This window comes from Bradyrhizobium sp. WSM4874, assembly GCF_055811835.1.
The window spans coordinates 1-15,275 of record NZ_JBVVPR010000075.1 but is presented as its reverse complement, the minus strand read 5'-3'; the positions used below and the strand labels follow the sequence as shown (position 1 = coordinate 15,275).

The 15,275-nt window shown below is 59.1% G+C and carries 12 protein-coding genes; 3 read left to right on the top strand and 9 right to left on the bottom strand.

What is annotated here, in order from left to right; translation table 11 throughout:
* The 3 genes from AC0L3P_RS37655 to AC0L3P_RS37645 all read right to left on the bottom strand — a co-directional run.
* Positions 1 to 428, bottom strand: a 428-nt coding sequence (locus AC0L3P_RS37655) for a 2-dehydropantoate 2-reductase N-terminal domain-containing protein (RefSeq protein WP_473309124.1), incomplete at its 3' end; no start/stop codon positions are given.
* Positions 429 to 658: 230 nt separating this feature from the next.
* A complete protein-coding gene (locus tag AC0L3P_RS37650) occupies positions 659 to 2,071 on the bottom strand; it encodes a mannose-1-phosphate guanylyltransferase/mannose-6-phosphate isomerase (protein WP_473309123.1) in 1,413 nt (470 codons plus the stop codon).
* A 24-nt stretch (positions 2,072 to 2,095) separates the two neighbouring features.
* Positions 2,096 to 3,112, bottom strand: coding sequence for an NAD-dependent epimerase/dehydratase family protein (locus AC0L3P_RS37645; RefSeq protein WP_473309122.1), 1,017 nt, complete (start codon positions 3,110 to 3,112; stop codon positions 2,096 to 2,098).
* Between the two features lie 969 nt (positions 3,113 to 4,081).
* Here AC0L3P_RS37645 and AC0L3P_RS37640 point away from each other — a divergent pair.
* Complete coding sequence (locus AC0L3P_RS37640) at positions 4,082 to 4,285, top strand: hypothetical protein (RefSeq protein ID WP_354057428.1); 204 nt, start codon at positions 4,082 to 4,084, stop codon at positions 4,283 to 4,285.
* Positions 4,286 to 4,364: 79 nt separating this feature from the next.
* Positions 4,365 to 4,499 (top strand): hypothetical protein, encoded by a 135-nt coding sequence (locus AC0L3P_RS37635; protein WP_473309121.1) that lies wholly within the window; start codon positions 4,365 to 4,367, stop codon positions 4,497 to 4,499.
* Between the two features lie 698 nt (positions 4,500 to 5,197).
* Here AC0L3P_RS37635 and fcl read toward each other — a convergent pair.
* From fcl to AC0L3P_RS37615, 4 genes are all read right to left on the bottom strand, one after another.
* Positions 5,198 to 6,139, bottom strand: coding sequence for a GDP-L-fucose synthase (fcl, locus tag AC0L3P_RS37630; RefSeq protein ID WP_473309120.1), 942 nt, complete (start codon positions 6,137 to 6,139; stop codon positions 5,198 to 5,200).
* Entirely contained in the window at positions 6,120 to 7,190 is a 1,071-nt protein-coding gene (gene gmd / locus AC0L3P_RS37625; protein WP_354057434.1) for a GDP-mannose 4,6-dehydratase, read from the bottom strand. Before gmd ends, fcl begins: the two co-directional genes overlap by 20 nt.
* A 461-nt stretch (positions 7,191 to 7,651) precedes the next feature.
* Entirely contained in the window at positions 7,652 to 7,861 is a 210-nt protein-coding gene (locus AC0L3P_RS37620; RefSeq protein WP_473309119.1) for a hypothetical protein, read from the bottom strand.
* 18 nt (positions 7,862 to 7,879) lie between these two features.
* On the bottom strand, positions 7,880 to 8,041 hold the full coding sequence (locus tag AC0L3P_RS37615; protein ID WP_354057438.1) for a hypothetical protein: 162 nt from the start codon (positions 8,039 to 8,041) through the stop codon (positions 7,880 to 7,882).
* An 832-nt stretch (positions 8,042 to 8,873) separates the two neighbouring features.
* Here AC0L3P_RS37615 and AC0L3P_RS37610 point away from each other — a divergent pair.
* Positions 8,874 to 9,074 (top strand): hypothetical protein, encoded by a 201-nt coding sequence (locus AC0L3P_RS37610; protein ID WP_275171400.1) that lies wholly within the window; start codon positions 8,874 to 8,876, stop codon positions 9,072 to 9,074.
* A 1,855-nt stretch (positions 9,075 to 10,929) separates the two neighbouring features.
* On the opposite strand, the gene AC0L3P_RS37605 is transcribed toward AC0L3P_RS37610, so the two are convergent.
* Both AC0L3P_RS37605 and AC0L3P_RS37600 read right to left on the bottom strand, forming a co-directional pair.
* On the bottom strand, positions 10,930 to 11,340 hold the full coding sequence (locus AC0L3P_RS37605; protein WP_354100911.1) for a hypothetical protein: 411 nt from the start codon (positions 11,338 to 11,340) through the stop codon (positions 10,930 to 10,932).
* A 652-nt stretch (positions 11,341 to 11,992) separates the two neighbouring features.
* Positions 11,993 to 15,238: a cadherin-like domain-containing protein gene (locus AC0L3P_RS37600; RefSeq protein ID WP_473309125.1), complete on the bottom strand. Its 3,246-nt coding sequence runs from the start codon at positions 15,236 to 15,238 to the stop codon at positions 11,993 to 11,995.
* Positions 15,239 to 15,275: the final 37 nt, after the last annotated feature.

The following is a 15,275-nucleotide window of genomic DNA, read 5'->3' as shown; positions in this document are numbered from 1 at the left end:
TCGGCCTTGGGGCTGGTTTCGCGGATGATGCGCTCGACCTCGTCGCCGGTGCCGACCGGTACGGTCGACTTGGTCACCACGACGGTGAAGCCGGACAGCGATTGCGCGATCTCTTTCGCAGCCGCATAGACGTAGGATAGATCAGCGTGGCCGTCGCCGCGGCGCGACGGCGTGCCGACCGCGATGAACACGGCATCGGCATCCGCGACCGGCTTGGACAGATCTGTGGTGAACTCCAGCCGCTTGGCCTTGACGTTGGTCGCGACCAGTTCGTCGAGCCCGGGCTCGTAGATCGGGATCTCGCCGCGATGAAGGGCTGCGATCTTCTTCTCGTCCTTGTCGACGCAGACGACGTCGTGACCGAAATCCGCAAAGCATGCTCCGGACACCAGTCCCACATAGCCCGTGCCGATCATAGCAATTCGCATGAAAACCTCTCTCCGTTGAAGACGGATCCGGTGAACACCCCAACATTTCTTTATCCGGCCACACGGCCAACATTGGGGCAAGCTGCTGCGGGCGAAGAAATCTTCGCCGCTCAGCGCGGAACCAGCGGCGGGCATTTACGATGCGACGCGCCGGGGATGGTCAAGCCAGGTCCTTGGGTTCGTATCGTGCACCGAGGCGGGCCCGCTCTGTCGAAACGGCTTACCCCCCGTCAGCAGCGGTGATAGTCGTCTTCAATCCGGATGATGTCGTCTTCCCCGAGATAGCTTCCAGTCTGGACCTCGATCAGCTCCAGCATGATTTTACCGGGGTTCTCCATCCGGTGCACCGCGCCCATCGGGATGTAGATCGACTCGTTCTCGTGCACGCTTTTGACGGTCTCGTTGACGGTGACGCGGGCCGTGCCGCGGACCACGATCCAGTGCTCGGCGCGATGATGGTGCTTCTGTAGCGACAGCCGCCCGCCCGGCTTCACCACGATGCGCTTGACCTGGTGGCGCTCGCCATTGTCGACCGATTGGTAGCTGCCCCAGGGCCGATGCACTTTGAGGTGCTCCTCGGTGACTTTCGGCGCGACCGCCTTGAGTTTTGTGACCAGCCGCTTGAGCCCGTTGGCATCCTTCTGGCGCGAGACCAGAACCGCATCCGCGGTCGCCACCACGATGAGATCGTCGACGCCTTCGAGTGCGACCAGCGCGGCATCGGTGGTGACGTTGCAGTTGCGGGAATCTTCGAACACGGCGGCGCCATGCGAAGCATTGCCTTGCGCGTCCTTGTCCGACAATTCCCACACCGCGTGCCAGGAGCCGACGTCGGACCAGCCGCACGACACCGGCACGACCGCTGCGCGCGCGGTCTTCTCCATCACCGCATAGTCGATCGAGATCGCCTTGGCCGCACCGAACGCCTCAGGCTCCAGCGTCACGAAGCCGAGATCGCGTCCGGCGTTACTAACAGCAGTGGAAATCGCCTCCACGCTCGCCGCATCGACCCTGCGGTATTCGTCGAGCAGGACGCTGGCCGGGAACATGAAGTTGCCGCTGTTCCAGAGATAGCCGGAATTGACGTAGTCGGCTGCCTTCACCGCATCCGGCTTCTCGACGAAGCGCGCGACCGCGTGCACCTCGCCGGAGATGAGCTCGCCCGGGCTGATATAGCCGTATTCGGTCGCCGGCCGTTGCGGCTTGACGCCGAACGTGACGATGCGCCCGGCGCTTGCGGCGGTGAGGCCTTGGCGGCACGCTGCGACAAACGCGGCATTGTCCTGCACCACGTGGTCGGCGGCGAGCGCGAGCACGATCGCCTCACTCGAGCGGTTCTGCGCGAACACCGCGCCGGCTGCGATCGCCGGGCCCGAATCCCGCCGCATCGGCTCGAGGATCACGTCCGCCTCGATGCCGATCTCGGCGAGCTGCTCCAGCACCATGAAGCGGTAGGACGCATTGGTGATGACAATCGGGCGATCGAACAGCGAGGCCTCCGAGACGCGCAACAGCGTGTCCTGGAACGTCGAGCGCGTGCCGAACAGCGGCAGGAACTGCTTGGGGCGCACCTCGCGCGAAGCCGGCCACAGCCGCGTGCCGGCACCGCCGCACATGATCAGGGAGATAATTTTTTGGGACACGTGTGAGCTACTCAAGAGAGGGGTTTATATGCGGTGATAATTTCGATACCATTCGACAAAGCGGCCCAAGCCATCCGCCAGTGGCGTCGAGGGCGTGAAGCCGACGTCGCGTTGCAGGGCCGAAATGTCGGCACGCGTCTCGAGGACGTCGCCGGCCTGCATCGGCAGAAGCGTGCGGATCGCGGGCTTGCCGATGATCTTCTCCAGTGTCTCGACGAACTCGATCAAATTGACCGAGCGGTTGTTGCCGATGTTGTAGACGCGATACGGCGCATAGCTCGACGAGTTTTCCGGCTGCTCGGCGTTCCACGCGGGATTGGGCGTCGCGGGCCGATCGAGGGTGCGGAGCACGCCCTCGACGATGTCGTCGACGTAGGTGAAATCGCGCCCCATATTTCCATTGTTGAAAAGCTTGATCGGCTCACCCGCAAAGATCGCGTGCGTGAAGAGCCAGGCGGCCATGTCGGGCCGACCCCATGGACCATAGACAGTGAAGAAGCGAAGACCGGTCACCGGCAGCTTGTGAACATGTGCGAACGTGTGCGCCATCAGCTCATTGGCCTTCTTGCTCGCGGCATAGAGGCTGACCGGATGATTGACTGAATGCTCGGTCGAATACGGCAAGGTGCGATTGGCGCCATACACGGAGCTCGAGGAGGCATAGACGAGATGCGACAGACCGTGGCGCCGGCCGGCTTCGAGCACGGTGACGAAGCCATCACAATTGGCGCGGATGCTGGTGACGGGATCGTCGATGGACGCGCGCACGCCGGGCTGCGCCGCAAGGTGCACCACTCGGTCGGGCGAGACCTCGTCGAACACACGCGTCACCGCAGCGAAGTCTGCAAGATCGATCTCGTGGAATGTGAAGGCATCATGCTTGAGCGTCTCAAGGCGAGCGCGCTTGAGCGCAGGATCATAGTAAGGAGTTACTGCGTCGATGCCGACAACTCGTTCCCCGCGCGCAAGCAAGCGCTCACAGACATGCTTGCCGATGAAGCCGGCAGCGCCGGTAACCACCACGGGCGGTGAAGTTGTCATTTCGTTCATTCCGCGAAGCCATGCCAGAGCAGGACATGAGAGAGAGAACACCCACTTGAGCGGCCAATTGAAGGCGGAATGGCCGCCAACGAATTGGGAATGCCGCTTTGCCCGTGTTGGCTATCGTGAGCGCCAGATCGAGACCGGCAAGACCGAGTACACCGCTTGCCCTAGACCGAAGGCGGACAGATGGCCGCCATTGCGTAAGCAGTGAAGATCTTACCCATCCATAGCCTCCGATCATGCTCCTACCTCGGTCCGATCAAGCTCAACATTTCACCCGATGTTGCATCGGGGCGGTGCCCTTAAAACGGGGAAATAAACAGTGAAAGCATGGCACACAGTTGGGGGCGTCTCCAAGTCGAAAGACCTGAAAAGCTCCGCAAAACCGGGAGTGACGTGGCTGGCGCACGGAACATACCAGAAACTTCAAGATAGCTAACAGGTAAAAAGAACCGAGGCAATGAACACGCCTGATAGGGGATATCAAGCAGCAGGCACCAACCCCGATGGGGGTGCCAGGAGCTTTGAAAATCGATAAACCTGCGGGAGGCAGCTCGACCTAGGGAAGCCGGCATCGAGTCATTCACCGCTAGGCTGAAGCTGCTGTTGCAATAGTTGCTCGCGATCTTGGATCGCCGGGCGTCAGCGCGTGCTGAGGAGACGTGCAATTTTGTCGGTCGGAGCGCCACGACCGCTCAGGGTAGTCCACTTGAATGCGTCCTCGGGGTGCCCGATGGAGCTATCTTCGTGTGAAGTAGATCAAGCATCGCATAGGGTCCGACGACATCCTTGGCATCGTCGTTCGCTTGGAATGCAGATTGGATCGCAACCGGGCATCCGACATCAAGCCCGATCAATTTTGAGTCCGCCATCCTGCGAGGTGGCCCGCCGTCTCTTGAAGAAAGTAGCTGTCTGGGAACTAGTATCGCTCCTAGCAATTTGATAGAGAACAGCAGGAAGCTCGGGATGAGCAATGACCGCTATCCGATCATAAAGCTTTGGACCCCTGAAGACGAGCGGCAGTTGCGCGAAATGATCGGTCGCGGCTACCGAGCCAACGAAGTCGCGGCAGCCCTGGATCGAACACAGAAGGCAATTCGCAATCGCGCCAACCTGCTGGGGCTGATGTTCGGTCGCGCCAGAAACGCCCCTGCACAAAACACGCCCTAAAAGCTGAGCGACTGATGACTAGTAAGGTGAATTCGGCCGGCAGTTGTCGCAGCGATCCGATGGACGATCTGGAAGTGAGATGCCAACGTTCGCCTCGCCTTCGGCAAAACGTTACACCATCAGCGCAACCAACTTTACCGCCGCGCAGACGGTCATGCCCCACAATGCCAAGCTGATCAGCAGCGCATCGCCCATGCTGCATCCGTGCGTTTAGTCACGTGCCAAATTGGTGATGATTCGCCGAACTTGCCAGAGAATCTTGTTGTGCACCGCCAAATCCCTTGAGAAGGGGCGTGGCTGTTAAGGTTTACTGGTCAGGTTAACCTCAGCAAAGCTTCGTTAAACAGGGAAATTCGGTATGACCTCGACCAGAGGAAATCCGAATGTCAGATAGAACCGCGGATCAAACCGCAGATACCCACGAGCCGCGCAGGCTGTTCGATCTGGTCTTTCCCCTCGCCTTCGGTGCTGTAGCCGCCCTGGCTACGATTGTTTGGTTGGGGGCGATCGGGGTGGATTGCTTGGCACCCAGTTCGCTTCCTGGTCGCCTGCATTCTTGATTAGCATGGTGGATAGCATCTGCGAATCGCAGGTTCATCCGATCACGTTGTTTTGGGGGTATACACGGTCATTCTCCGTGGGGTTAGCTGATGCACTGACACGCACATGCCTTGTGGGCTTGCAGAAGTGGCGCGCGGAGGCACGGACAAGTCCCCCGACCGTTGGTCCCCGCAAGACGATCTAAAGATTATCATGCTCACGGCGCGAGTGTTCTCACCGACGGATCGCCGTCGCTCGCTGGAACTGTCCGAGCGCATTGACGCCAAATCGCATAGCCGCATCACTGATGCCGCAGAGAAGACCGCGGGCGGCACGAGCCGGGACGAATAGGCCTTGGCCGCTCCCTGGAGCCTACAAATTCGACAGGTAAGCGGCATATGCGCGCTTCAAGCCATCATCAAGTGAGGTCGTCGCGCGCCAGCCGAGCCCTTCGAGCCGGCTGACGTCAAGCAGCTTGCGCGGCGTGCCGTCGGGCCGCGAGCTGTCGAAACTGATCTCGCCGCCGTAACCGACGGTTTCGGCGACGACCCGCGCGAAGTCGGCGATGGTAATGTCCTCGCCCGTGCCGATATTGACCAGCTCGGCACTCGAATAGGTCTTCATCAGATGCACGCAGGCATCGGCCATGTCGTCGACATAAAGGAACTCGCGCCGCGGCGTGCCGGTGCCCCACACCGCGACGGTCTTCGCGCCCGACATCTTGGCCTCGTGGAAGCGGCGGATCAGCGCCGCGACCACGTGGCTCATTTCGGGGTGATAATTGTCGCCGGGGCCGTAGAGATTGGTCGGCATTACGCTGATGAAGTCGCTGCCATACTGGCTGCGATAGGCCTCCGCCATCTTGATGCCGGCGATTTTTGCAATTGCATAGGGCTCGTTGGTCGGCTCGAGCGGGCCAGTCAGCACGGAATCTTCGCGCAACGGCTGCGCCGCCAGCTTCGGATAGATGCAGGACGAACCCAAGAACATCAGCTTCTCGGCGCTGTTCCGATGCGCGGCCTGGATCACGTTCGCCGCGATCGCGATGTTGTCGTAGATGAACTCGGCGCGCAGCGTGTTGTTGGCGACGATGCCGCCGACCTTTGCCGCGGCGAGGAAGATCACCTGCGGCCGCGTCCTCGCGAACCAGTCGAACACCGCGGCCTGGTTGCACAGATCAACCTCGTCCCGGTCCACGGTGACGAGCTTGACGTCCTCCCGCGCCAGCCGGCGCGCAAGCGCGCTGCCGACCATGCCGCGATGGCCGGCTACGTAGACACTCTTGCCTGTCAGCTCAAACGCAGCGCTTGCCACTCGTCGCGTCCCGTTTTGCTACCGCCAGATCGCTCGCCATCATTTCCGCGACGAGCTCTGCAAAGCTCCGCTTCGGCGTCCAGCCGAGCACCTTGCGCGCCTTGCTGGCGTCGCCGACGAGGAGATCGACCTCGGTGGGGCGGAAATAGGTCGGATCGATCTTCACCACCGTCTTGCCGCTCGTCTCGTCCACGCCGGTCTCCTCGACGCCTGCCCCGCGCCATGCGATACGGCGGCCAACTTGCGCGAACGACAGCTCGACCATCTCGCGCACCGAGTGCATCTCGCCGGTGGCGAGCACGAAATCGTCGGGCTTGTCGGCTTGCAGGATCTTGTGCATGCCCTCGACGTAGTCGCGCGCATGGCCCCAGTCGCGCTTGGCTTCGAGATTGCCGAGATAGAGCGTCTCCTCCAGCCCGACCTCGATACGGGCGACAGCGCGCGTGATCTTGCGGGTCACAAACGTCTCGCCGCGGATCGGGCTCTCGTGATTGAACAGGATGCCGTTGCTCGCGAACATGCCATAGGCTTCGCGGTAGTTCACCGTGATCCAGTAGCCGTAGAGTTTTGCCACGCCGTAGGGCGAGCGCGGATAGAACGGCGTGGTCTCCTTCTGCGGGATCTGCTGGACGAGGCCGTAGAGCTCCGAAGTCGACGCCTGGTAGAACCGCGTCTCCTTCTCCATGCCGAGGATGCGGATCGCTTCCAGCAGGCGGAGTACGCCGATGCCGTCGGCATTGGCCGTGTATTCCGGGCTCTCGAAGCTGACGGCGACGTGGCTCTGGGCGGCGAGATTGTAGATCTCGGTCGGCCGGATCTGCTGCACCAGGCGGATCAGATTGCTCGAGTCCGTCATGTCGCCGTAGTGCATCAGGAACGGCACGTTACCGACATGAGGGTCCTGGTAGAGATGATCGACCCGCGCGGTGTTGAACGAGGACGACCGCCGCTTGATGCCGTGCACGACGTAGCCGAGCGACAGCAGGTATTCAGCGAGATAGGCGCCATCCTGCCCGGTCACGCCGGTGATGAGAGCGATCCGCTCACTCATGTCGAAATGCCCTGTTCCTATTCCAAGTTCCTGGCGGCAGTTAGACCCTGCGATCGCCCTCTCTAAAAAACCCCGATCAAGTTAATCCCGGGGGGACCACCCTTCTCTGGACATATCGGGCAGCCCGGTCAACCAAAACATGGCCTGGCGCGGCGAAACGGGGGGCAGTCTCTCCCACGTTGAGTCAGACATCGGACCACGAAGGCAGATTGGGGGGTTGCAACGCAAAGCGCCGCCGGGCATTCGCGCGATCAAAAACAACCGGCTGATTTGATGGCAGGAAGCTAGTCTGCGGACCGCATTTTATCCGCTCCAAACATGGAAAGGGCGGTTGGCCACGTCGCTTACCCTGTGCGCCCGCTCAAACAATGACGGCTCCAGACGGACCGTCGCGCCCAGCTAGGCCTAGAGTCCCGCTCTAGCGGTCCCAGCCGTTTGATATGGTCAGGTGCAGTTCACTTTCAGCAGGTCAAGCCATCTTTCAGGACTGGCCACACGATTGGCTTGCAGAAAAGACCCCGTCGGTCGATCTCCCGACGAAGCTGATCAGCGCGTTGGTCGGCATCGCCAACCAGGCGCGTACCGCGCGATAGATCGACGTGTAGTTCGTGCAGAATGTTTTCATACATTTGGATGAGGAAGTAGTCCGACAGGCTGCGGAAATAGTCCATGTGCAATCAACGTCGTTTTCAAAAAAGCAGCCAGAGGGTGAAGTACCAGCTCATCCATCCGATTGCAGAGATCCACGCGATCATCGCCAAGCCGGCGAGGCCGAAGAAGAGTATCGGAACTAAGTAATCGCTGGCCTGGCGCCGGTCAGTTCGCGCGATGGCCTCGGTCCTATCAAGCATTTGTCCCTGCCTTGGAGAGAAGGACATATCGTTCTCTGCACAGAGGGACAAATACTCGTTGCAATTAACCTCACTGATCAACCTTAAAGGAATGCGCCTGCTCTCCGCGGGAGCTGAAGCCCCGTGTGCAAGAGCAAGCCAGAGGGCCTTTATGGGGTATCGGCCTTGCAGCACAGCCGACCAGCAAGGCAACGGCGAACAATCGAGCGCCCGACGGATGGCGTGCGACGGGAATGTGATGACGCCATTGAGGCCGAAAACAATCGCAGACTAACTGCAAAGCTGATCATCTGCCATAGCTGCGTGACGAACAACCTTCAGCGCGACGCAACTGGATCAGTCCCTTGAAGAGAGCGATGCTTACTTATTCCAGCGCCAATAACCCGCTCACCGGAGCGGCAGCTTCCCTGAGGGAAGCTTGCAGCCCGGTTTTGACCATGGCTCTATTGATGATTAGCAGCCGCTAATAAGAATCATCTTAGGTGGGGCACGCCTGGGTATGGACGCACATGGGCTTTAAAGCACGACCAGGCGATTGGACTCCCGAGGAGGTGGCTTTGCTCTTTAGTTTGGCCAAGGAACAAGTGAGCGCCCTACGCGCGGCACGGATCTTAGGCCGACGGGTTAGCGCTGTTCGCCGCCGAGCGCGGCAGATGCGAATCGTCCTCTACAAAATGAGAGCTCATCGCGTTCCTGCCGCAAGCGGCTTCGTCGACTGAGCGGAGAGCACTCCCGAGCGAGTAAACCAGACCGATAAAGTTCGATGGAAGTTTCTGAACCACCTTTCAGCTGTCTCCGGTATGTTGATTGAGCGTTCACCCGTGAGGCACTCATGAGATATCTACCGGACCATGGCTTACCCCTTGTTCAGCTGAAAGAGCGGCGCCGTGAGATGGTGGTGGCGCTTCAGAGTCGCATCGGCCCGATCGGCGACGATGAGCTTCAGAAGATCGCTGCCATCCAGCAGACAATCTCTGCTTTCGAGGATGTCATCGCAGATCTCGACGCTGAGTGTCTTGATAGGGCAGCTTGATCGAAGCCGATCGGCTTAGGCCCGGATCTCGACCAAGATCATGCGCCACCGGGGCGACGTATGGCCTGACCGCCCCAGCTTTATGACGATCCTTTCGCTAAAGCCGCTGTCATGACACGGGATGATGGCGGTTCGGTTTGACGTAGCCTTAAGCGCCCAAACATCACCTCTTCGGCGAAGCCCTATTTCCCCAGGTGCAACGGCAATGGAAACCGAATCACCGCTAATCCTTCCGACACTGAGACAAGTAGGCGACATTTCCTTTAGACCTGATCTCTATGCTTGGCCCGCGAAACAGGTAAGGAGGGCCGGGTTTGGCCTGACGCATCTTGGACGCCTGATATTTGGGCGCTCACAAGATGGCTCTTTGAACATCCCACGTCGCTCCTGAACTGGAACGAACTAAATCGGACGGCCAGGACGGAAAATGCTAACGTGAGTGATGAAAATTCTTCTTATCGTTGCATTACTCGCCATCTCATCATCCGCCGCAGCTCAGATACCAGCGCCCGAGACTTCGCCGGCCGACACATCGATCCGAGACCAGATTAAGGCCGCGCGCGCAAAGGATAAAATCGATGAGGCCGCTGGTTCGAAAGAGCGGTGGTGGAATCGTGATGCTAATGGCAAAAGGCCCTGGAATATCCCGGTCAAGCCGACGGACTCTCCCCTTTAAAACTCTGAGCGCATCGGAGATTAGTCCAGAGAGCGGAAACTGACCTCAGGAACTATCACCTTCAGAAGCGGGTTGTCCTCGAAACCCAGGAGACACGCCATGAAGCGATCATTTGTCGTCGCGCTTACTTGCTTTGCCCTTAGTTCGACCGCCCTCGCCCAAGGGGGCGGCGGAGGTGGAGCCGGTGGTGGCGGCGCCGGTGGTGCAAGCGGCGCTGCAAGCGCGGGATCAAGCGGCGGAGGTTCCACCGCTACGACCGGAACTTCGCCCGCCGGCAATACTAACTCAGCCGTTTCGAACCCCAGCGCAACCCAGGCGACGCCGAACAAGAGCACCAATTACTTCAACGCTGGTGCGCCAGCCGCGAACTCGGCCACCCAAGGCGGCATCGCGCCCCCCCATAATAATGGGCAGCGCACAGCCCCGACCACTCCGAATAATACATCGGCTCCCGCGGCCAATTCTCAAAATCCGGCCCAGGCAACCGTCGCATCTGAGCAAAACAATGCTCTTTCAGGAAACAAGACTGCCGCTCCCGCGGCCGGTGCCGTCAGCGCACCTGGCGTCGGCGTCGGCCACTCCGCAAACGGCCAGCCGATCGGCAGTTCGGGTTCCGGGCTTGGGTCGCCTGAACAACCGATCGGCGGAAAATAGATCGGATCTTCTATTGTTGTAAATCGCGAACGCTCGCCAACTCGGCGGGCGTTTTTTGCCACGCTGAAGATAGCGAACCGACAGCCCGGGAGGTCGTGGATAATCAGGGCTTCGATGAGAGGGACTTCTGCTAATGGCTATGGGGCAGATATGACGCGCGGTCTCGTTTACATCGCCATTTTTGGTGCGCTGATTGCCAGCTGCATTGTTCTAGGTTGGTATGGCCGGCTACTGTGGCTGATGGTCAGCCCCGATTGACGCGCGAAACGGAGCGGCTCGCTTGGCGAACGCCGTCGGACCGCGTCTTCAAGAAGGCCTTACATCGGTGTGGCCAAACACGCGAGCTAAACCGCTCGCTTTCTCGTGGCCAGAAAGAGCCAATCGATGGGACTGGAGAGAACAACGCCACACGTCCAACGCCTGCAGATGAACTTGCCGAGAGTGCGATCGTCCGCACCCAAGCTGGACAGTAAAATCCAGATTCCGCCTAACCATTCTGCAGCGTGTCTGTATTAGATGCCGCGCTCACTGGGAGTCAGCGGCTGCGCTAACAACAATGGGTGAGCCTGGTCTCGACACTGTGATCTCAACCGTCGATTTACCCTCGTCGTGACGGTTCTTACCCACCACGACAAGGGAAAATCTATCCGTGCCAGCGAAGTCGGGCTTAGCATGATAGCGAAAGCCGGGTCCCACCAGAACCAGCTCGCCGCTCTTCGGCTCTTCTGCCACCTCGACCTTGTAGATCTGCATTGTTGACCAGCGTAGGCCTTGGATGCAGTCGGCGCCTGGCGCGATCTTCATCGTCCACTCGATCCTATCACCGGCAAGTTTGTACGGCTTGTTGTCGCGGAGGCAGTTGGGGGTGGCGCTGGCTGGACCTGCTACAACTGCAACAAGCAACCCCGCCCTCAATACGCTGATCAAACTTCGCATAATTGTTCGTCCTCTGACACGTGCGTGTCAGCATGCAGGTTGAGATTGAACGTTTGGTAAGGGAGCACTAACAAGGCGATAAATTGGTGAACGCATAGCTAACACCGGCAGTCGCCCAACAAATGCGCAACTCACTCCGAGGTCGCCGTCCCTGAAAGCAATCAGACCAAGGCGCGGGTCTCATGCGAATTGAACAGGCTCCCGCACTGTTTCAAGGCGCCGATTTTGACACTCTCGTTGCCATCAGCGCGCGGCGGTTCAAGGGCAGTGGGAGTTGGGGCGCGACCAGAACCTCCGGGGCCGCGTCCGCTGCAGGAACAACAGACCATGCCGCTGCGACATACCCTCGAGCGCCCTTTTCAAAACCCCTGACAAGGCACCGCACCGGCCGCTTCACGGCACCAAGGCTCAACCGAGCCCTGATTTCCCAGCACGTCTGATCAGTGTGATCGGAGCAATCGTAACGTGCAGGCGCGACCCGAGGCACCAAACAGCTCTCCCCCTACAGCGTCTCAGGCGCAGTGAATGCTTCCGGAGTAGGCGTTGCCCACGCGGCGAACGGACCCTTCATCGGTTCGCCTGGTTCGGGACCAGGCTCACCAGACAGCTCATCGGCTCCGGACCTCAATAGCTAAGCACGCGAGGGGCATTCTTAGGACACAAACAAGTAGTCAGACGATGTAAGCTGGTTTACGCCGACAATATGGAAGGTGTCGATTCCACCGGCATAGTGGACACTCCATTCGTCACCTGTATTGGAAAGATAGGCGCTGGTGTCATACCCTTTCAAAACCAGTTTGTCTTGTTCTGTGGTCGTGCTGGTAAACACGTGGAAGTCGGCGATGGTATCGTGACCACTTCCTTTCGCGATGACAAATGTGTCATTGCCGGCACCGCCGAAGAGCCAATCGTCGCCAGCCGCTCCGTTGAGAACGTCGCCCCCACTTGAACCCACCATCCGGTTGGCCAACGCGTTGCCGACGCCGGTGAGCCCACCCTTCATCAACGTTAGGTTTTCCACGTTAGTCGGCAATGTGTAAGACGACCAGGCTTCGACACTATCAATTCCGCCGCCAGCCTCTTCTGCGATCCTTTGGTTCGGGTTGCCGATTACGTATGTATCGTCTCCGGTCCACCCAACAAGCGTGTCGTCGGAGTTCACTGCAGCGATCTTGTCGTTGGCAGCCGTGCCATAAACGGTATGGCTGCTGGTCGACCCGTTGACCCACGATGTAATGGCCCCTCCCACCGGCAAAGTCGCTGGCAGCTGGAAGTTATCGCCAGTGAAATCCGACAGCAGAGTATGGCGGAAGACCAGAGTGTCATGGCTAGTTAAAGCGAAATATACATCTTCGCCGACCTGCGTCATTGCCGCTGAGATGTCGCCGAACGCGGTAAACGCAAACCCGTTGAGTTGGACGACATCATGCCCCGCCGATGAGCCTGCTGCAAAGTCGGTGATGATGTCGGATCCGTCACCCGAGTTCATGGCGAACGTGTCGCGCCCGCCTCCGCCTGTCAGTATGTCGTTACCAAGAGCTCCCGTGATAAGATTGTCGGCATCGTTTCCTACAATGATATTCGACTGAGAGTTTCCGGTTCCGCTGATCGCCGCTGAGCCCATTAGAGTTAGGTTCTCAACATAGTCGGCCAATTTATGACTCACGGAAGACATTACCGTATCAACACCCCCACCGTAGCTCTCGACGACCTTCGCATTGGTGTCCGTAACGAGGTATGTGTCGTCACCTGCACCGCCAGTCATGGTATCGGCTCCGCCCGATCCGCCGAGCAGGTCGCTGCCTGACGTTCCGGTCAAGATATCTGCGCCCGCGGTTCCAGCGATGACTGATGTTGGAGCTTCGCTGGTTTTCAGCGCGTACTTTACCAGCGTATACTCATCGAGTTGGTAAGCTTTGATGTAATCGATGCTCATCTGTGCCGTGGCTGAAGCATCCGCATTGCCGGCCCAACTTCCGCCCATTGCCAAATTGGCGATCATGTACATCGCTGTGTTCATATCTGATGGGGTTGCGACTTGCCCAACCTCTACGCCATCGACAAAGTAGGTGAGCGTGTACGGCGTCCATTCAACACCGAAAGTGTGGTCGCCCGCCGTTAGGTCGGCGGTATTGGCCCAATAGCCCTGGTTGGAAGTCGTAGCAGACACGAAGCCCCAATGAGCCTGGTCGGGATCCCGGCCGAGCGCTTCGAGGACGTCCAACTCCGTGCCGAGCCCGTGCGTGTTAAGCGGCAACATCCAGAAAGCCGGCCATGCCCCTTTGGTGCCAGGCAACGAAGCCTTCATCTCGAAGTAACCATAGGTCTGCACGAAGCTGTTTTCGGTCGTAATCACACCTGAATAGAACTGATGATTAGCGACATAAGCCGCGTCGGTCGACGGGACCGGCGCTGCGGTAATAACAAGATGGCCGTCCTGGAGCGAAAACGGGTTTAGGCCAAGGGGACCGGGTGCCTGCGTCCCCGGGAGACCTGTGAAACTTGGATCAACATAGACCTCCTGTTCGCCAGAAAGCGTGTAGCTTCCGACACCGCTCCAGGCATAACTCGTTTTCCAGGTAAGATGAGGATCCTGTCCGGCGGACAGCGAGTTGAAACTGTCGCCAAACGTCTGGACCAAGCCGGTCGGAAGGTTCACCAAGTGAATATTCGACGTAGTAACGTTCTCTAGCTTGGTATTCTCAAGCGTTACTTTCTCGCCATTCCCCAACGTCAGAACCACGTCCGTTCCGACCTGCTGCATGGCCAACTTGACATCTGAGAAAGCTTTGAAGCTTGTACCATTAATCTGCAGAACGTCTCCGCCAGCCCCAGCTTGGAAATCAGTGATAACATCGTTGCCATTACCCGCTCGGATCACGAATGTATCGATGCCAGCGCCGCCGGTCAGAACATCGTTACCCTTCCCGCCATCGATCAAATTTTTTCCGGCGTTACCGACAATGATATTGTTCAAATCATTGCCCGTGGCAGGTGAATCAAACTTATCGCCGAGCCTCAGGTTTTCGACATTTGGGGCGTTGACGAGACTATAGCCGTCGATCATGCCGGTGATAATTGTATCGATTCCTTGGCCGGCGAGCTCAACCACCTGCGTACCATGATTGTACATGAAGTAGGTGTCATCGCCTGCGCCACCAATCAACGTTACGCCGTCGCCCATTGCCTGCAGCGAATCATTGTTCGTACCGCCTAGGAGTGTTCCGCCGGCTCCAATTGTGGTCCACGCGGTATTTGGCGCAGCACTGGCCACAAGTGGATTATCGAGCAGCACGTTTGCCGCCGTGAGAGAAGAAAGGGCTATGCTCTGGAAGGTGAGCGTCTCGCTTGCGGACAGTGCAACAACCACATCCGCCCCGACCTGCTTTGCGCCAGCTATGAAGCTCTCGAAGGTCGCAAAACCATAGTTCTGGACTCGCACGAGGTCAGTGCGAGCGTCGAAGTCGCTGATCGTATCGGATCCATACCCTTTCGATACAACAAACATGTCGCTACCATCGCTACCGGTGAGTACATCATTCCCGATGGTGCCGAAGAGGATTCCGCCCGGCGCAGCTTGAGATACTTGTGACGCACTAAGCGTCAGGTTGGCCGTCGAGCTCGCGGTGAGCGCGCCGTCAGAGACGGTGTAGTTGAAGCTGACCGGTCCGCTGTAGTTCGCAGCCGGGGTGTAGGTCCAGGTGCCATTGCCGTTGTTGACCAGGCTGCCGCCGCCGCTTGCGATGCTCACCGCGCTGATCGACAGCGAGGAGCTGTCGACGTCCGTCACTCCCGCCAGCAGGGTGGCCGCGCTGATGGAGTAGCTGGTATCCTCGGTCCCCGCCGCCAGCGTCACAGGTTTGGCCACCGGGGCGTCATTCAACGCCGTCAAGGTCAGGTTAGCCGTCGAGCTTGCGCTCAGCGCGCCGTCAGAG